17 protein-coding genes and 1 tRNA gene are annotated in these 18,358 nt (G+C 65.6%); 13 read left to right on the top strand and 5 right to left on the bottom strand.

What is annotated here, in order from left to right:
* Window positions 1–137: 137 nt before the first annotated feature.
* The 7 genes from AC1ZQA_RS04525 to AC1ZQA_RS04495 all read left to right on the top strand — a co-directional run bounded on the left by AC1ZQA_RS04525 (window position 138) and on the right by AC1ZQA_RS04495 (window position 9,449).
* The gene (locus AC1ZQA_RS04525) at window positions 138–1,124 is read left to right on the top strand and encodes a malate dehydrogenase (protein WP_482678628.1); all 987 of its coding nucleotides are present in this window, start codon (window positions 138–140) and stop codon (window positions 1,122–1,124) included.
* Between the two features lie 15 nt (window positions 1,125–1,139).
* Window positions 1,140–2,033, top strand: coding sequence for a methylisocitrate lyase (gene prpB / locus AC1ZQA_RS04520; protein ID WP_482678627.1), 894 nt, complete (start codon window positions 1,140–1,142; stop codon window positions 2,031–2,033).
* 21 nt (window positions 2,034–2,054) lie between these two features.
* On the top strand, window positions 2,055–3,218 hold the full coding sequence (gene prpC / locus AC1ZQA_RS04515; protein ID WP_482678626.1) for a bifunctional 2-methylcitrate synthase/citrate synthase: 1,164 nt from the start codon (window positions 2,055–2,057) through the stop codon (window positions 3,216–3,218).
* Between the two features lie 102 nt (window positions 3,219–3,320).
* Window positions 3,321–3,839 carry a hypothetical protein gene (locus AC1ZQA_RS04510; protein WP_482678625.1) on the top strand — a complete coding sequence of 173 codons (519 nt, stop codon included), beginning with the start codon at window positions 3,321–3,323 and terminating at the stop codon, window positions 3,837–3,839.
* Between the two features lie 13 nt (window positions 3,840–3,852).
* Window positions 3,853–5,304 (top strand): bifunctional 2-methylcitrate dehydratase/aconitate hydratase, encoded by a 1,452-nt coding sequence (locus AC1ZQA_RS04505; RefSeq protein ID WP_482678624.1) that lies wholly within the window; start codon window positions 3,853–3,855, stop codon window positions 5,302–5,304.
* Window positions 5,305–5,318: 14 nt separating this feature from the next.
* Window positions 5,319–8,168: an aconitate hydratase AcnA gene (gene acnA / locus AC1ZQA_RS04500; protein WP_482678623.1), complete on the top strand. Its 2,850-nt coding sequence runs from the start codon at window positions 5,319–5,321 to the stop codon at window positions 8,166–8,168.
* Between the two features lie 24 nt (window positions 8,169–8,192).
* Window positions 8,193–9,449 carry a GMC family oxidoreductase N-terminal domain-containing protein gene (locus AC1ZQA_RS04495; RefSeq protein WP_482678622.1) on the top strand — a complete coding sequence of 419 codons (1,257 nt, stop codon included), beginning with the start codon at window positions 8,193–8,195 and terminating at the stop codon, window positions 9,447–9,449.
* Here AC1ZQA_RS04495 and AC1ZQA_RS04490 read toward each other — a convergent pair.
* The 4 genes from AC1ZQA_RS04490 to ahpC form a co-directional block, all read right to left on the bottom strand.
* Window positions 9,441–9,788 (bottom strand): arsenate reductase, encoded by a 348-nt coding sequence (locus tag AC1ZQA_RS04490; RefSeq protein WP_482679273.1) that lies wholly within the window; start codon window positions 9,786–9,788, stop codon window positions 9,441–9,443. The genes AC1ZQA_RS04495 and AC1ZQA_RS04490 overlap by 9 nt on opposite strands.
* An 88-nt stretch (window positions 9,789–9,876) precedes the next feature.
* Window positions 9,877–10,662, bottom strand: coding sequence for a peroxide stress protein YaaA (gene yaaA / locus AC1ZQA_RS04485; RefSeq protein ID WP_482678621.1), 786 nt, complete (start codon window positions 10,660–10,662; stop codon window positions 9,877–9,879).
* Window positions 10,663–10,717: 55 nt separating this feature from the next.
* Complete coding sequence (ahpF, locus tag AC1ZQA_RS04480; RefSeq protein WP_482678620.1) at window positions 10,718–12,307, bottom strand: alkyl hydroperoxide reductase subunit F; 1,590 nt, start codon at window positions 12,305–12,307, stop codon at window positions 10,718–10,720.
* Between the two features lie 201 nt (window positions 12,308–12,508).
* Window positions 12,509–13,072 (bottom strand): alkyl hydroperoxide reductase subunit C, encoded by a 564-nt coding sequence (ahpC, locus tag AC1ZQA_RS04475; protein ID WP_482678619.1) that lies wholly within the window; start codon window positions 13,070–13,072, stop codon window positions 12,509–12,511.
* Window positions 13,073–13,286: 214 nt separating this feature from the next.
* Between ahpC and AC1ZQA_RS04470 the strand changes: the two genes are divergently transcribed.
* Complete coding sequence (locus tag AC1ZQA_RS04470; RefSeq protein WP_482678618.1) at window positions 13,287–14,162, top strand: NAD(P)-dependent oxidoreductase; 876 nt, start codon at window positions 13,287–13,289, stop codon at window positions 14,160–14,162.
* 1 nt (window position 14,163) lies between these two features.
* On the opposite strand, the gene AC1ZQA_RS04465 is transcribed toward AC1ZQA_RS04470, so the two are convergent.
* On the bottom strand, window positions 14,164–15,066 hold the full coding sequence (locus tag AC1ZQA_RS04465; protein WP_482678617.1) for an alpha/beta hydrolase: 903 nt from the start codon (window positions 15,064–15,066) through the stop codon (window positions 14,164–14,166).
* Window positions 15,067–15,219: 153 nt separating this feature from the next.
* Between AC1ZQA_RS04465 and AC1ZQA_RS04460 the strand changes: the two genes are divergently transcribed.
* The 5 genes from AC1ZQA_RS04460 (at window position 15,220) to rlmH (ending at window position 18,298) form a co-directional block, all read left to right on the top strand.
* Window positions 15,220–15,295 (top strand) — tRNA-Ala (locus AC1ZQA_RS04460).
* A 121-nt stretch (window positions 15,296–15,416) separates the two neighbouring features.
* Window positions 15,417–16,334: an oxygen-dependent coproporphyrinogen oxidase gene (gene hemF, locus AC1ZQA_RS04455; protein WP_482678616.1), complete on the top strand. Its 918-nt coding sequence runs from the start codon at window positions 15,417–15,419 to the stop codon at window positions 16,332–16,334.
* Window positions 16,334–16,954 (top strand): nicotinate-nucleotide adenylyltransferase, encoded by a 621-nt coding sequence (gene nadD / locus AC1ZQA_RS04450; RefSeq protein ID WP_482678615.1) that lies wholly within the window; start codon window positions 16,334–16,336, stop codon window positions 16,952–16,954. The genes hemF and nadD overlap by 1 nt, the downstream gene beginning before the upstream one ends.
* A 6-nt stretch (window positions 16,955–16,960) precedes the next feature.
* Complete coding sequence (rsfS, locus tag AC1ZQA_RS04445) at window positions 16,961–17,788, top strand: ribosome silencing factor (RefSeq protein ID WP_482678614.1); 828 nt, start codon at window positions 16,961–16,963, stop codon at window positions 17,786–17,788.
* 39 nt (window positions 17,789–17,827) lie between these two features.
* On the top strand, window positions 17,828–18,298 hold the full coding sequence (gene rlmH, locus AC1ZQA_RS04440) for a 23S rRNA (pseudouridine(1915)-N(3))-methyltransferase RlmH (protein ID WP_482678613.1): 471 nt from the start codon (window positions 17,828–17,830) through the stop codon (window positions 18,296–18,298).
* The last annotated feature ends 60 nt before the right edge of the window (window positions 18,299–18,358 follow it).

The following is an 18,358-nucleotide window of genomic DNA, read 5'->3' as shown; positions in this document are numbered from 1 at the left end:
AGTTTGATAAAAAACATCTTATATAAGACAGATGAGTGATTGACGCAGCGAAATGCGAGGCCTACACTCGCCCGGATACTGCAGTGCACAACGGCGCGCCGATCCGCGCTCGATTCTCACCGAACCAGGAGTTTCCCATGTCCAAAGCCCCCGTACGCGTCACTGTCAGCGGTGCAGCCGGCCAGATCGGCTACGCACTGTTGTTTCGCATTGCTTCCGGCCAGATGCTCGGCGCCGATCAGCCGGTCATCCTGCAACTGCTCGAAATCCCTGACGAGAAGGCGCAAAAGGCGCTCAAGGGCGTGATGATGGAACTGGAAGACTGCGCCTTTCCGCTGCTGGCCGACATGAGCGCGCATGGCGACCCGAACACCGCGTTCAAGGACGTGGACTACGCCCTGCTGGTGGGCGCCCGCCCGCGCGGCCCGGGCATGGAGCGGCGCGATCTGCTGTCGGCCAATGCGCAGATCTTCACCGCGCAGGGCAAGGCGCTCAACGCCGTGGCCAAGCGCACGGTCAAGACCCTGGTGGTCGGCAACCCGGCCAACACCAATGCCTATATCGCAATGAAGTCCGCGCCCGACCTGCCATCGAAGAACTTCACCGCCATGCTGCGCCTGGATCACAACCGCGCACTCGGCCAACTGGCCGCCAAGACCGGCAAGCCCGTGGCCGACCTGGAAAAGGTCTGCGTCTGGGGCAACCACTCGCCCACCATGTATGCCGATTACCGCTTCGCCACCGTGGGCGGACAGTCGGTCAAGGATCTGATCAACGACGAAACCTGGAACCGCGAGGTGTTCCTGCCCACCGTGGGCAAGCGCGGCGCGGCCATCATCGAGGCGCGCGGGTTGAGCTCGGCGGCGTCTGCCGCCAATGCCGCGATCGACCACATGCACGACTGGGTGCTGGGCACCCATGGCAAGTGGGTCAGCATGGGCATTCCGTCGGACGGCTCCTACGGCATCCCCAAAGACACCATGTTCGGTTTTCCGGTCACCTGTGCGAACGGTGAGTACCAGCTGGTGCGCGATCTGCCCATTGACGCCTTCTCGCAGGAACGCATCAACAAGACCCTGGCCGAGCTGGAAGAGGAAAAGGCCGGTGTGCAGCATCTGCTGTAAGGCCCCGCACGCAACATGACAACCATGCCAAGTGCCGGCGAGCGCTTCCGCCTCGCCCTCTCGCAGGAAAGCCCGCTGCAGATCGTGGGAGCGATCAACGCCAACCATGCGCTGCTGGCGCAGCATGCGGGCTTCCGCGCCATTTATCTTTCGGGCGGTGGTGTTGCGGCCGGTTCGCTGGGCCTGCCCGATCTGGGCATCAACACCCTGGACGATGTGCTCACCGATGTGCGCCGCATCACCGATGTGTGCGACCTGCCGCTGCTGGTGGACGTGGACACGGGCTTTGGCCCGAGCGCATTCAACATCGCGCGCACGGTCAAGAGCCTGATCAAGTTCGGCGCGGCCGCGATGCACATCGAGGATCAGGTGGGCGCCAAGCGCTGCGGCCACCGGCCCGGCAAGGAAATCGTCAGCAGCGCGGAAATGGTCGACCGCATCAAGGCCGCGGTCGATGCCCGCACCGATCCGGCGTTTTTCATCATCGCCCGCACTGACGCGATCGCAGTGGAAGGGCTGGACGCAGCGATCGACCGCGCCCGTGCCTGCGCCGCAGCCGGCGCGGACGCCATCTTTGCCGAGGCCGCGGTCGATCTGGACACCTACCGGCGCTTCGGCGCCGCGGTCGGCGTGCCGCTGCTGGCCAACATCACCGAATTCGGCGCCACGCCGCTGTTCACCGTGGACGAATTGCGCAGCGCCGGGGTGGCGATGGCGCTGTATCCGCTGTCGGCCTTCCGCGCGATGAACAAGGCCGCGCAGACCGTCTACCAGACCATCCGGCGCGACGGCACCCAGCAAGCCGTGCTGCCGCTGATGCAGACCCGCGCCGAACTCTACGACAGCATCGGTTATCACGCCTATGAACAGCGCCTGGACGCGCTGTTTTCCGGAAAAACCAACCCATGACGAGGGACGAGGAGACAACCCATGAGTGACGATACCGCCCCCAGCGGCGCGGGCTTCAAGCCCAAGAAATCGGTCGCGCTCTCTGGCGTGCCTGCGGGCAACACCGCGCTGTGCACCGTCGGACGCACCGGCAACGATCTGCACTACCGCGGCTACGACATTCTCGATCTGGCCGAGGCCTGCGAGTTCGAGGAAGTGGCGCATCTGCTGGTGCATGGCAAGCTGCCCAATGTGTCCGAGCTCGCTGCCTACAAGACCAAGCTCAAGCGGCTGCGCGGCCTGCCCGCCGCGGTCAAGACCGCGCTGGAGCAGTTGCCACCATCGGCGCACCCGATGGATGTGCTGCGTACCGGAGTGTCGGTGCTGGGCTGCGTGATGCCAGAGAAGGACGATCACAACATCGCCGGGGCACGCGACATCGCCGACAAGCTCATGGCCTGCCAGGGTTCGATGCTGCTGTACTGGTGGCACTGGGCGGTCAATGGACGGCGCATCGAGGTCGAGACCGATGACGACTCCATCGGCGGCCACTTCCTGCATCTGCTGCATGGCCACAAGCCCAGCGCGCTGTGGGAGCGGGCGATGCACACCTCGCTGATCCTCTATGCCGAACACGAGTTCAACGCCTCGACCTTCACCGCGCGGGTGATCGCCGGCACCGGCAGTGACATGTTCAGCGCCATCACCGGCGCGATCGGCGCGCTGCGCGGCCCCAAGCACGGCGGCGCCAACGAGGCGGCGTTCGACATCCAGAGCCGCTATGCCAACCCGGACGAGGCCGAGACCGACATCCGCGCCCGCGTGGCCAACAAGGAGGTGGTCATCGGCTTCGGCCATCCGGTCTACACCATCGCCGATCCGCGCAACAAGGTCATCAAGGAAGTCGCACGCCGTCTGTCGGCCGACCAGAACGACATGCGGCTGTTCGCCATTGCCGACCGGCTGGAAGCGGTGATGTGGGACGTGAAAAAAATGTTCCCCAATCTCGACTGGTTCAGCGCCGTGAGCTATCAGAAAATGGGCGTGCCCACTGCGATGTTCACCCCGCTGTTCGTGATTTCGCGCACCAGCGGCTGGAGCGCGCATGTTGTGGAGCAGCGACAGGACAACAAGATCATTCGTCCCAGCGCGAATTACACTGGCCCGGAAAATCTGCAGTTCGTGCCGCTCGCACAGCGTTCCTGAGTCCGGTCGTGCGCATTCTTCATCATGCAGTCGCGCCTGATTGGCCACTCACAACGACCTGGAGCGGTCTTTTCCCGTGGTCCAGTCGTGGAGTCGTCTGATATGAAGCGCAAGTTATCCCTGCTTTGCGGCCTGCTCGGCCTGTCCTTCACCCTCGCCCTGCCAGCCCACGCCGCTGGCGAATCCGGCACGGCAAGCAAGCCCACCCCAACCCGCAAGGCAAAGACCAAGGTCAAGCCTGCAGCGCAGGCCACCACGGTGGCCGCTGCTGCGGCCACGCCCGCCCTGCTCTCGCCTCAAACGGCACAAGCCCAGCCCGTGGGCACCGATAACGGCTATCCCGATGTGAACCCGGTCTTTGCGTTCAAGGATGGCCGCATGCTGTGCGGTTCGCGGCAGGAACCCATGGACATCAAGGTCGAGGCCGCCAACGACCAGGAGGTCCTGGTGACCTGGAACCGCAAGCACTACCTGCTCAAGCGCAAGCCCACGTCCACTGGCGCCTATCACTTCGACGATGCCAAGGCTGGCTTCGTCCTCATCCAGATCCCGACCAAGAGCATGTTGTTCGACAAGAAGAACATGACGCGACTGGCCGACGATTGCGTCCCCATCCACTAGCCCTTTTTTCTCCATGTCCTCAGCGATTTCCAACGTCCGCCCCGCCCCTGACCAGGTTCTGGTCGACATTGCCGACTACGTTCTCCACACCGAGATCGACAGCCCGCTGGCCTACCTGACCGCGCGCAACTGCCTGATCGACACCCTCGGCTGCGGACTGGAAGCGCTGGAATACCCTGCCTGCACCAAGCTGCTCGGCCCGGTCGTGCCGGGCACCATCGTTCCGCACGGCGCCAAGGTGCCGGGCACGCAGTTCCAGCTCGACCCGGTGCAGGCCGCGTTCAACATCGGCGCGATGATCCGCTGGCTGGATTTCAACGACACCTGGCTGGCGGCAGAATGGGGTCATCCGTCGGACAACCTGGGCGGCATCCTCGCCGTGGCCGACTGGATGAGCCGCAACGCCGTGGCCGTGGGCAAGAAGCCGCTGGTCATGCGCGACGTGCTCACCGCGATGATCCAGGCGCATGAAATCCAGGGCGTGATCGCTCTGGAAAACAGCTTCAACAAGGTCGGGCTCGACCATGTGGTGCTGGTCAAGGTGGCGACCACCGCGGTGGTGGCGCGCATGCTGGGCCTGTCGCGCGAGGAGATCATCAACGCCGTCTCGCTGGCCTGGGTCGATGGTCAGTCGCTGCGCACCTATCGTCACGCGCCCAATACCGGCAGCCGCAAGAGCTGGGCCGCGGGCGACGCCACCAGCCGCGGCGTGCGCCTGGCACTCATCGCCAAGACCGGCGAGATGGGCTACCCCAGCGTGCTCACCGCCAGGACCTGGGGCTTTTACGACGTGAGCTTCCGCGGTCAGCCGTTCAAGTTCCAGCGGTCCTATGGCAGCTATGTAATGGAGAACGTGCTGTTCAAGATCAGCTTTCCGGCAGAGTTCCACAGCCAGACCGCGGTGGAAGCAGCGATGACCCTGCACCAGCAACTTCGCGCAGCGGGCAAGAGCGCGGACGACATCGCGCGCATCGTCATCCGCACCCACGAGGCCTGCATCCGCATCATCGACAAGAAAGGCCCGTTGAACAACCCGGCCGACCGCGATCATTGCATCCAGTACATGGTCGCCGTGCCGCTGCTGTTTGGCCGGCTCACTGCGGCTGACTATGAAGACGCGGTTGCCGCCGACCCGCGCATCGACGCGCTGCGCGACAAGATCACCTGCGTCGAAGACCCGCAGTTCACCCGCGACTATCACGACCCGGACAAGCGCTCCATCGCCAATGCGCTGACCGTCACGCTCAACGACGGCACGGTGCTGCCCGAAGTGGTGGTCGAGTATCCCATCGGCCACAAGCGCCGCCGCGCCGACGGCATTCCGCTGCTCGAAGCCAAGTTCCGCACCAATCTGGCGCGGCGCTTTCCGGGCAAGCAGCAAAAGGCCATTGCCGACGTGTCGCTGGATCAGAATTTGCTTGAGTCCATGCCCGTCCACGACTATGTCGATCTGTACGTCATCTGAACCCGGAGTCCTCCATGCCAGCCCAACCCGCCAGCGCCCCGCACGCGTTTGCCAAGACACGCAAGACCTTCAAGACCGCCTCGGGCAAGAGCGCGTCGTTCTACTCCCTGCCCCAGCTCGCCAAGGAACTCGGCACAGACCTGTCGCGCCTGCCGGTATCCATCCGCATCGTGCTCGAGTCGGTGCTGCGCAACTGCGATGGCAAGAAAGTCAGCGCAGACCATGTCAGGCAGCTCGCCGCATGGAAACCCAATGCCACGCGCACCGATGAAATTCCCTTCGTCGTGGCCCGCGTGGTGCTGCAGGACTTCACCGGCGTGCCGCTGCTGGCCGACCTGGCCGCGATGCGCAGCGTCGCCGCGCGCATGCACAAAAACCCCAAGGCGATCGAACCGCTGGTGCCGGTCGATCTGGTGGTCGATCACTCGGTGATGATCGACTCCTACGGCAGCAAGAAATCGCTCGACCTGAACATGCAGCTCGAGTTTCAGCGCAACCGCGAGCGTTACCAGTTCATGAAGTGGGGCATGCAGGCGTTCGACACCTTCGGCGTCGTGCCACCCGGGTTCGGCATCGTGCACCAGGTCAACCTCGAGTACCTGGCGCGTGGCGTGCACAAGACCCGTGACGGCGTGGCCTATCCCGACACCCTGGTGGGCACGGACAGCCACACCACCATGATCAACGGCATCGGCGTGGTGGCCTGGGGCGTGGGCGGCATCGAGGCCGAGGCCGCGATGCTCGGCCAGCCGGTGTACTTCCTCACCCCCGATGTGGTGGGCGTGGAACTCAAGGGCAAGCTGCGCGGCGGCGTGACCGCCACCGACCTGGTGCTGACCGTCACCGAAATGCTGCGCAAGGCCAAGGTGGTGGGCAAGTTCGTCGAGTTCTTTGGCGAAGGCACGGCCAGCCTGTCGGTCACCGACCGCGCCACCATCGGCAATATGGCGCCCGAATATGGCGCGACCATGGGGTTCTTCCCGGTGGACGACAAGACCATCGACTACTTCAAGGGCACCGGCCGCACCAAGGCCGAAATCGAGCTGTTCGAGGCCTATTTCAAGGCACAGAAGCTGTTCGGCGTGCCCAAGGCCGGGCAGATCGATTACTCGCAGGTGCTCACGCTCGACTTGGGCACGGTTGCGCCGTCGCTGGCTGGGCCCAAGCGCCCGCAAGACCGCATCGAGCTGGGCCAGGTCAAGCAACAGTTCGAGACCCTGTTCTCGGCACCGGTGGCTGACAACGGGTTCAACCAGCCGGGCGAGCGCCTGCAACAGCGCTTTTCCGTTGCAGGAACCAACGGCAACGGTGAGGCCCCGCTGACCGAACCCGGTGCCGAACGCGACGTGGTGGAGATGGTGGACAACCGCTCCACCGATGAAGCGGCCCACGCCCGCGCTGCGCATGCCCCCACAGGCATCGACATCGCCGATGGCGACGTGCTCATTGCCGCCATCACGTCCTGCACCAACACCTCCAACCCCAGCGTGCTGCTGGCGGCCGGCCTGCTGGCGAAGAAGGCCGTGGAAGCCGGGCTCAAGGTCAAGAAGCACATCAAGACCTCACTGGCCCCCGGCTCGCGCGTGGTCACCGAGTACCTGGACAAGGCTGGCCTGCTGCCCTACCTGGAAAAACTGGGTTTCGACGTTGCCGCCTACGGCTGCACCACCTGCATCGGCAACGCCGGGCCGCTGGCACCCGAGATCGAGAAGACCGTGGTGGACAACAACCTGGTGTGCACCGCGGTGCTGTCGGGCAACCGCAATTTCGAGGCACGCATTCACCCCAACATCAAGGGCAACTTCCTCGCCAGCCCGCCGCTGGTCGTTGCCTATGCCATTGCCGGCACGGTGCGCCGCGACCTGATGACCGAGCCGGTGGGCTACGGCAAGGGCGGCAAGCCGGTGTATCTGGGCGACATCTGGCCGAGCAGCGACGAAGTCGCCAAGCTGATGAAGTTCGCGATGAACCCCAAGGTGTTCAAGGAGAACTACGCCCAGGTTGCCGCCAATCCCGGCAAGCTCTGGAAAAAGATCGAAGGTGTCAAGGGTGAGGTGTATGACTGGCCCAGGAGCACCTACATCGCCGAACCGCCGTTCTTCGCCGGGTTCGGCATGCAACCCGCCAGCACGTCCCTGCATGTGCGCGGGGCGAAGGCGCTGGCGCTGTTTGGCGACTCGATCACCACCGATCACATTTCACCGGCCGGCTCGATCAAGGACAGTTCGCCCGCCGGCCAGTGGCTGCAGGCCAACGGTGTGCTCAAGGCCGACTTCAATTCCTACGGCTCGCGCCGCGGCAATCATGAGGTGATGATGCGCGGCACCTTCGCCAACGTGCGCATCAAGAACCTGATGATTCCGGCTGGCGCAGACGGCTCGCGCGAGGAAGGCGGCGTCACGCTGTTCCAGCCCTCGGGCAAGAAGATGTTCATCTATGACGCCGCGATGCAATACATCGCAGACGGCACGCCGACCATCATCTTCGCCGGAGAGGAATACGGCACCGGCTCCAGTCGCGACTGGGCTGCCAAGGGCACGCAACTGCTGGGCGTGAAGGCCGTGGTGGCGCGCAGCTTCGAGCGCATCCACCGCTCCAACCTGGTGGGCATGGGCGTGCTGCCGCTGCAGTTCCTGGGCAACGATTCCTGGCAGTCGCTGGGCATCCAGGGCAACGAGACCTTCGCCATCGAACTGGGCGACACCCTGCGTCCGCAACAGGATGCGCTGCTGGTGATCACCCGCGCCGACGGCAGCAAGAAGGAAGTCAAGCTGCGGCTGCGCATCGACACCCCGATCGAGGTCGATTACTACCAGCACGGCGGCATCCTGCCCTTCGTGCTGCGCCAACTGCTGGCCGCCTGATCGTTTTCACCACACCGCGCCCGCATGGCTGACGCCGCGCCGATACCCGACGTGCTCGTCGTGGGCTCCGGCCCGGCGGGAGCCCAGGTGGCGCGCGATCTGGCACGCATCGGCGCGCGGGTCCGCATACTGGAGCAGGGCTCTGGCCCTCCGCCGGGCACCAATCTGCTCAAGCTGCTGCGCCGGAAGGAGGCGATGCAGATCGCGCCCGGCGTGGTACTCCTGCGCAGCCTGCGGTTGGGCGGCGGCTCGGTCACCTTCTATCACACCGCAACGCCCCCGCCGCTGGCCCTGTTTGCGCGGCATGGTGTCGATCTGTCCGCGCCGCTGGAACAGGAGGTTCTGAGCGAATTGCCGCACGCCCCGCTGCGGCCGGACCTGATGGCCCCGGTGGCCTCGCGGCTGATGCAGGCGGGACAGTCGCTCGGTTTGCCGTGGCAGCCCCTGCCCAAGATGATCGACCAGTCGCACTGCCACGATGGAAGCTGCCCACCCGAGGCATTCTGGTCCAGCCACCGCCTGCTGCAACAGGCGGTGAAAGCAGGCGCACATCTGCACACCGGAGTGCAGGTGCTGCGCGTGCTGTTCTCGCAAGGACGCGCAGTCGGGGTGGAAGCACACAGCAACGGCGCCATTCAGACATTCCCTGCCGGCCGGGTGATTCTCAGCGCCGGCGGCATTGCTAGCCCGGCCATCCTGCAGCACAGCGGCGTGGAGCAGGCGGGAAATGGCTTTTTCTGCGATCCACTGCGCATCGTCATGGGTCACCTGCCGATTGCCCGCGCGCCGCAGGAAATCTCGATGTCCGCCGGTTACTTCGACGCAGACGCCGGCTACATGCTGTCGGACATCACCATTCCGGGCAATTTTTTTCGCGCATTCACCTGGGCGGCGGGTCGGCCCGATCAATTGCTCAGCTATGGCCATACCGCGATGATCATGGTGAAAATCCGCGACGACATCGACGGCCGGATCGATACGCATGGCCGCCCCTGGCGCCGTTTCGGCGCGGCGGACAGGCATCGCATGCAGGCCGGGGTGACGCAGGCGCGTGCCGTGCTGCGCGCCGCTGGCAGCGGCAAACCCTATGTCTCGCCCTGGGTCGCTGCGCATCCGGGCGGCAGCGTGCGTTTGGGCGAACTGGTGGACGAGAACCTGAACTGCCACAGCCCCAACCTGCATGTGTGCGATGCCTCGGTCATCCCAGCCGCCTGGGGGCTGCCCCCCACCCTCACCCTGCTGGCACTGGGCGCCTATCTGGCGCGGCGCATTTCACAGTAAGGCTTCGCGCCACTGTGCAGGGTCGAACCCCACCAGCAGCGCCTTGCCGCCCTCCACCACCGGGCGCTTGATGGCGCTGGGGTGTTGCGCCAGCAGCGCCACGGCACTTGCGGCGTCCACCACACCGGACTGCACGGCTGGATCGAGCTTGCGCCAGGTCGTGCCGCGCTTGTTCAGCAGAATGTCCCAGCCGACCCCATCCGCCCAGGCCGCGATCTGTGTCGCGCTGGGCGGCGTCTTTTTGAAATCGACGAAGCGGTATTCCAAACCTTGCGCATCGAGCCACTGCCGAGCGCGTCGCACCGTGTCGCACTGGCTCAGGCCATAGACCGTGAGCATGGGTGCCACGCTCACTGGACGACCCTCCGCGCGACGCGCGACTCCCCGAGGGAGTTGAGCGCTCCTTCGGAGCGGCCGTGCGGAGCGCTCATGCTGCCTTGTCGCGGCGGAACACCCACTGGTCGGCCTTGGACGCCCCCGGAACGAAGCGGTAACCGTCGCTGGCAAAGCCCTTGATCTGCTCGACCTCGGTCAGCCGGTTCTGGATCACGTAACGTGCCATCAGGCCGCGCGCACGCTTGGCGTAAAAGCTCACGACCTTGTACCCGGTCTGCGGCGTGCCGTCCTGGAACACGGGCTGCACCACCCGCGCCTTGAGCACCTTGCGGTCGACGCTGCGGAAGTATTCGTCGGATGCCAGATTCACCAGCACCGGCTCGCCCAGGCCTGCGGCGAGGTCGGCATCAAGCGCCTTGGCGATCTGGCTGCCCCAGTAGGCATACAGATCCTTGCCCTTGGGGTTGGGCCAGGCAGTTCCCATTTCCAGGCGATAGGGACGCATCAGGTCGAGCGGACGCAGCACGCCGTACAGACCGCTGAGCACACGCAGATGCTGCTGCGCCCATTGCAGATCAGCCTCGCTCAGGCTGGGCGCGTCCAGCCCCTCATACACGTCGCCATTGAACGCCAGCACCGCCTGCTTGCTGTCCTGCGGCGTGAAGCTGGGTTTCCACTCGGCAAAGCGCGCAGCATTGAGCGCGGCGAGCTTGTCGGAAATGCCCATCAGTGCTCCGAGCTGCTGCGGGCTCTGCTTGCGCAGGCCGTCAACCAGCGCCTTGGCCTGCTGGACGAACTGCGGCTGGGTGGCAGCGGTCGTCGTGGGCGGCGTGGTGTAGTCGAGCGATTTGGCAGGGGATAAAACCATCAGCAACATGGCGGCTCTCGCGAGGAAAAACGGGTGACGGTGAGTGTATCGGCCACCCCGCCCTTCAGACCGTTTCCACGTGGGCAGCCTGCGGTTGCGGCGTGCGGATCAGGTAGTCGAACGCACCCAGCGCGGCCTTGGCGCCATCACCCGCAGCGATCACGATCTGCTTGTACGGCACGGTAGTCGCGTCGCCCGCTGCGAACACGCCGGGCACCGAGGTCTCGCCTCTGGCGTCGACCACGATCTCGCCGAACTTGCTCAGCTCCACCGTGCCCTTGAGCCATTCGGTATTGGGCACCAGACCGATCTGCACGAACACGCCTTCCAGCTCCAGATGGTGGCGCGCGCCCGTGCTGCGGTCGGTGTAGTTCAGGCCGTTCACCTTGCTGCCGTCGCCGGTGATGTCGGTGGTCTGCGCATGGGTGTGAATGGTGACATTGGGCAGACTGCGCAGCTTGCTCACCAGCACCGCGTCGGCGCGCAGTTCGGGCGCGAACTCGAGCAGGGTGACATGCGCCACCACCCCGGCGAGGTCGATGGCCGCTTCCACGCCGGAATTGCCGCCGCCAATCACGCTCACGCGCTTGCCCTTGAACAGCGGGCCGTCGCAATGCGGGCAGTAGGCCACGCCCTTGTTGCGATAGTCGGCCTCACCCGGCACATTGACATTGCGCCACCGCGCGCCGGTCGAGAGGATCACGCTGCGCGCCTGCAGCAGACCGCCGTTGGCCATCTGAACGCCGATCATGCCTCCGTGCTGCGCGGCAGGAATGAGCTTGTCCGCGCGCTGCAGATTGAGAATCTCCACGCCGTACTGCAGCACATGGGCCTCGAGCGCCTGGGCGAACTTCGGGCCGTCGGTCTCCAGCACGGAGATGTAGTTCTCGATCGCCAGGGTGTCGTTGACCTGACCGCCAAATCGCTCCGCAGCGATGCCCACGCGAATGCCCTTGCGCGCCGCATACACCGCAGCAGCCGCACCTGCCGGGCCGCCGCCGACGATGAGCACGTCATACGGCTCCTTGGCGTTCAGCCGGGCAGCGTCGCGCTGCGCGGAGCCTGCGTCGAGCCTGGCGACGATTTCCTCCACATCCATGCGCCCGCTGCCGAACAGTTCGCCATTCAGGTACACGGTGGGCACGGCCATGATCTGCCGGGCCTCGACCTCGCCCTGATACAGCGCGCCATCGATCACCACGGTCTGCACCCGCGGGTTGAGCACCGCCATCAGCGACAGCGCCTGCACCACGTCCGGGCAGTTGTGACAGCTCAGCGACATGTACACCTCGAAGCGATAGTCGCCGTCCAGCGCACGGATCGCCTCGATGGTCTCGGCCTCGACCTTGGGCGGGTGGCCGCCAGTCCACAGCAGCGCCAGCACCAGCGAGGTGAACTCGTGCCCCAGCGGAATCGCGGCAAAGCGCAGATGCTGTGCCGGGCCAGACAGTCGCTGCAACGCAAACGATGGGCGGCGCGCATCGGTGCCATCGAACCGCACCGAAATCTGCTCGGACAGGCTGGCGATCTGCTCCAGCAGGCTGCGCATCTGCGCGGCGTTCTCGCTGTCGTCGAGCGAGGCGACCAGCTCGAAGGGCTGTTTCACGCGCTCCAGGTAGGCCTTGAGTTGAGATTGCAGGGTGTCGTCGAGCATGGGATGCTCCTTCGGAGATGGACAGACCACGGACGCAGCTGCGGCCTGTTCGCATGGAAATGTCCCAGTCCGCTGCGCACGGCACAGCGGACTGGGCTGTCAGGGAAGCGCAGGGCCGCCCCAAGTTTTGTCGACCCCCACGGGGGGCAGGTCAGGTCAGCAAGCCGACCCTGGGGGCGCTCAAAGCAAGCGCGAGATCGGTCAGATCTTGCCGACGAGGTCAAGCGAGGGCTTGAGCGTGGCGTCGCCCTGCTTCCATTTGGCCGGGCAAACCTCGCCCGGGTGCGCGGCCACATACTGCGCCGCCTGCACCTTGCGCAGCAGTTCCTTGGCGTCGCGGCCAATGCCGTTGTCATGGATTTCGCACAGCTTGATCACGCCCTCGGGGTTGATCAGGAAGGTGCCGCGCAGCGCCAGGCCCTCTTCCTCGATCATCACGTCGAAGTTGCGGGTCAGCGCGCCAGTCGGGTCGCCGATCAGCGGGTACTTGACCTTCTTGATGGCCTCGGAGGTGTCGTGCCAGGCCTTGTGGGCGAAGTGCGTGTCGGTGGACGCGCCATACACTTCCACCCCGAGCGACTTGAAGGTGTCGTAGTTGTCGGCTAGGTCTTCCAGTTCGGTCGGGCAGACGAAGGTGAAGTCGGCGGGGTAGAACACCAGCACCGACCATTTGCCCTTCAGGCTGGCCTCGGTCACGTCAAAAAACTTGCCATTCTGGAATGCGGTGGCTTTGAAAGGCTTGACTGCAGTGTTGATCAAAGACATGTGAGACTCCTTGAGGTTGGGATGGACGATCGACCGATGGCCGACCTTGCACGAAGGTTGAACCTTCTTTTTTGCTGCAATGCACACTGTAGAGAACGCGTCCCCTTGCGTCCAATGGACAGTTTCAATTCGCCTCATAGGTGGCAGCTATTTGTTTTGGCGAAATGCAAATTTCCTAGTGACCTTTTGTTGAAATTCTGTTCGCACTGATGAGATGAGCACCCCCATTACATTCATCGGCCTGGGCGCGATGGGCACCCCCATGCTGGCGCATTTGCTGCAGCACGGCTGCAGCGCCTCGGTTTATGCGCGCAGCGCAGCATCCCGCGCCGCAGCGGCGGAACTGGGCGCGCGCCTGTGCGCGACGCCGGCCGAGGCAGCACGGGAGGCGGCGTTCGTCTTCACCAACGTGACCTCGACCGACGATGTGCGCGAAGTGCTTTGCGGCCCAGATGGCGTGATGCACGGCGCCCGCCCGGGGACGATCTGCATCGACCACAGCACCATCGCCCCCGAGGGCGCGCGTCAGATCGCGCAGATCCTCGAATCCGTCGGGCTGCACTTCCTCGACGCCCCGGTGTCCGGCGGGGTGGGCGGCGCAAAGCAGGCCAGCCTGAGCATCATGGCAGGAGGGGACGCCGCGGTGTTCGACCGCGCCCTGCCGCTGCTGCGCGTGCTCGGGCAGAACGTGCGTCATGTGGGCCCGAGCGGCAGCGGGCAGGTGGCCAAGGCGTGCAACCAGCTCATCCAGGTGGTCACCATCGAGGCCATCGCCGAAGCGATGCTGTATGCCACGCGGCAGGGCGTGGACGCGCAGGCCGTGCTCGGTGCCATTTCCACCGGCTTTGCCGGCAGCCGCATGCTCGATCTGATGGGGCCAAAAATGGCAGAGCGCGATTTCAGCGCAGGCATCGAGGCCCGGCTGCACGCCAAGGATTTCGGCCTGATCGCCGCATCTGCACAGGCCGCCGGGCTGCATCTGCCCGCCCTGGAGCAGGTGCAGCGCCAGCTCGACGCGCTGATGCAGGCCGGATGGGGCAAGGACGACACCTCCAGCCTGCTGCGGGTGCTGGAGTCGCAGCAGCACTGACTTAGCCGTCCTGCGTGGCCAGAAGACGCACGATGTCCGGCTGATCGGCCTGGGATTTGTGCACATCCAGCAGATCGCACACCCGCTTGTGCAACAGCGACCCGGTCTGCGCCAAAGCATCGAGCGCGGAAAAATGATGCGCCCCCGGCACGATGAGCGTCTTGCCCACCTGCGGCCAGTGGCGATGCATCAGCCGCGCCTGCACATGGAAGGCGTCCGACTCCATCTCCCCCACCGCGAGCGCCAGGGGCGCAGGCCCCGCAGGCGGCAGCCAGGCTGGCGACATGGCGCGTGCCGCGTGTTGACTGAGCTTCAGGTCGCGCTGCAGGAACGCCGTCCTGCGCACCGACTCCAGGTCGTACACGCCCGACAGCGCCAGCGCACCAGCCGGGATCTGCTGCGGCAGATCGTCGCCGAACCAGTCGAACCGGCAGGCCAGCATCATGGCCGCCAGATGCCCACCGGCCGAGTGCCCCGCCAGCACGATGCGCGAGCGGTCCACACCGAAGTCTTCCGCCCGCCGCCAGACCCACGCCAGCGCCTGCACCACATCGAGAACGATCTGCTGCAGGGATGCGCCCGGCGCAAGGGAGTAGTTCAGCACCACCACATGCACCCCGCGCGCCACATAGGTCGGCGCGATAAAACTGTGATCGGCCTTGTCCAGCGAACGCCACCAGCCACCGTGAATGAACACCAGGCAGGGCGCCAACCCCGTGGCCGCTGGCGCGAACCAGTCCAGGGTCTGCGTGATCGCGTCGCCATACGGCAAATCCAGCAGACAAGGCCAGTTCAGCCGCGCCTCCTGCGATTCGCGCTTCCAGCGCCCCAGGTACTCGGCCCAGTCTGGAACCAGCTCCCGATTGTTGTATTCACGGTCGAGCACAGCGGTGTCGTAACGCATCTTCCCACCCCACCGGGTCTAAATCTGGATTTGTGACGACGTCATGGTAGGTCGGGAAGACGCATCTCACTATCGAAGATACCGTTCGTTACGCCTGCGCCGAACCCGCTCGAGCAAGACCCGCCGCCAAGCTCGGTTATGATTTGATCTTTCGGGCCGATAGCTCAGCTGGGAGAGCGCTGCGTTCGCAATGCAGAGGTCGGGAGTTCGATCCTCCTTCGGTCCACCATCACATCGCCTTCTCAGCCCAGTTCAGCTGGGCTTTTTTGTGCCCTGAGCCGCTCCCTTGCTTGCCGGGGCAGAGATGAAAAAATCGGGCTTCTTTCAACAGAGTTGCTCGTCCCGCCGCCATGCAAACCGAACAGGTCCGCACCTACCTCCTTGATCTCCAGACCCGCATCCTCGACGCGCTGCAGGCCGCAGACGGTCAGCCATTCCGGCGGGATGCCTGGACGCGCCCGGCCGACTCGCCACTGCAGGGCGAAGGCATCAGCAGCCTGATCGAGTTTGGCGGACTGCTCGAGCGCGGTGGCTGCAACTTCTCGCATGTGCGCGGCCCGAAGTTGCCGCCTTCGGCCACGCAGCACCGGCCCGATCTCGCAGGGGCGCCTTTCGAGGCGCTGGGCATTTCGCTGGTGTTCCATCCGACCAACCCGTATGTGCCGACCGTGCACATGAATGTGCGCATGCTCATGGCGCAGCCCGCAGGCCAGGCGCCGGTGGCGTGGTTCGGCGGCGGCATGGACCTGACGCCCTATTACGGCTTCGAGGAGGACGCGGTGCATTTTCACCGCACCTGCAAGGCGGCGCTCGCGCCGTTCGGCGACGACCACTATCCGCGATTCAAGGCCTGGTGCGACGCGTATTTTTTTCTCAAGCACCGCAACGAGCCGCGTGGCATCGGCGGGGTGTTTTTCGACGACTACGCCGATGGCGGCTTCGAGCGCGGGTTTGCGCTGATCCGCGCCGTGGGCGACGCCTTTCTGCCCGCCTATCTGCCCATCGCCCTGCGCCGACGCGCCCTGCCCTATGGCGAGCGCGAGCGCGACTTCCAGGCCTACCGCCGTGGGCGCTATGTCGAGTTCAACCTGGTGTGGGATCGCGGCACGCACTTCGGCCTGCAGTCGGGCGGGCGCACCGAATCCATCCTGATGTCGATGCCGCCGATCGTGAAGTGGCGCTACGACTGGCACCCCGAGCCGGGTTCGCCCGAGGCGCGGCTGTACGAGGTCTTCCTGCAGCCACGCGACTGGACCGCCGAGCCGTGATGGCAGGCACTTCCGCCACGCCGCAGCGCATCGGCCTGCTGGGCGGCAGTTTCGACCCCATCCACAACGCGCACCTGGAACTCGCCCGCAGCGCCTGCATCGAGCTGGCGCTGGACGCGGTGTGGTTCATCCCTGCGGGCCAGCCCTGGCAGCGCGACCCGCTGGCCGCGAGTGCGCAGCAGCGCTGGGACATGGTGAACCTGGCCATCGACGGCCTGCCCGGACTGTGCGCCTGCGACGTCGAACTGCGGCGCGCGGGCCCCAGCTACACCATCGACACCGTGCGCGCACTGCGCGCCGCCCACCCCGACACCGCATTCACCTTCATTCTCGGCGCAGACCAGTTGCGCAATCTGCCCACCTGGAACGGTTGGCACGAGATCGTTGCGCAGGTCGATCTGGCCGCTGCGCGCCGCCCCGGCTATGCCGACACCGCCCCGCCCGAACTGCTTGCCGCACTGGCCGCGCACGGCCACCGCCTGCACCGGCTGGCCATGCCCGAGATCGACCTGTCCGCCACCCGCGTGCGCGAGCGCATCGCCCTCGGCCAGCCGCTCGACGCCCTGGTGCCTGCGGCTGTGGCACACTACATCGATCAACATCGCCTCTATCAGCACTGAAACCGCATGGATATCCGCAAACTGCAACGCACCATCGTCGATGCTCTTGAAGCCGTCAAGGCGCAGGACATCGAGGTGTTCAACACCGAAGAACTGACCAGCCTGTTCGACCGGGTGATCGTCGCCAGCGGCACATCCAATCGCCAGACCCGCGCGCTGGCCAGCAGCGTGCGTGACAGCGTGAAGGCAGCCGGGTTCGAGGTGCGCAACCCCGAGGGCGAGGAAACCGGCGAATGGGTGCTGGTGGACTGCGGCGCCGCGGTGGTGCACATCATGCAGCCCCCGATCCGCGCGTATTACCGCCTGGAAGAACTCTGGGGCGCCAAGCCGGTGCATCTCAAGCTCGGCGGCGCGAAGAAGACCGGAACCAAACCGGCGGTGAAAGTGGTCGCCCAGGGCCCGGACAGCCGCCCCGACAAGCCCGAAGAACCCGCTGTCGCTCCCGCGCGCAAAACCGCCTACAAAACAGCGGCCAGCAAGCGCCCCGCAGCCAAAAAGGCGGCCACGAAAAGGGCAGCAGCGAAACGACCCGCAACGAAAACCATCCCGGTGCGCACCTCGCCCTACGGTGAAACCAGCGCCGAGAAAAAGCGTGTCACCCGCGTTGTCGGCACGGCGGCCGGAGCGCGCTCGGCGCCAGCGGCAGCGTCTGCACCTGCTCGCAAGCGGACCGACGCCGGCAGCGCAGCGCCCGCAGCCAAGCGTCCTGCAGCGCGCAAGGCGGCCCCCGCAAAGTCCGCCGCGCGCAGCGCGGCTGCAAAACCTCCGGCAACCCAATCCGCTGCACGCAAGGCACCGGCCAAGCGTGCGTCGGCCAAGAAACTGGCGACCTGACCGTTTGCCGGTGCAGGCTGTCGCCGGGCTCGGCCACGCATGAAACTCTGGCTGCTCGCCGTGGGCCAGCGCATGCCGCGCTGGGTCATCGAGGCCTACGCCGACTATGCCAAGCGCCTGCCGCCCGAAACCCCGCTGCTGCTCAAGGAAATCCGCGCCGAAACCCGCAGTTCCAGCCTCAGCGCCGAGGCGGCGATGGAGCGCGAGGCACAGCGCATCGAAGCCGCGCTGCCTGCCGGTGCGCGCCTGGTTGCGCTCGATGAGCATGGTCAGCGCCTCACCACAGCGGCGCTGGCGCAGCAGCTGCAGCAGTGGCGGCAGGGCGGCCGCGATGTGGCGCTCATCGTCGGCGGCGCGGACGGGCTGTCACCTCGCATCAAGCAGCGCGCCGACAGCCTGCTGCGCCTGTCCGACCTCACCCTGCCGCATGGCCTGGTGCGCGTGCTGCTGGCCGAGCAGCTCTACCGCGCGCACAGCCTGCTCAGCGGCCATCCGTATCACCGCGCCTGAGCGCCGCAGCGCCCGCGGCCCGCGGCGATAATGCCCGTGTTTTCACGCCTTGCCGCCATC

It is taken from the genome of Thiomonas sp. DCM-2 (genome assembly GCF_056820905.1).
This window is presented reverse-complemented; position numbering and strand designations above follow the sequence as displayed.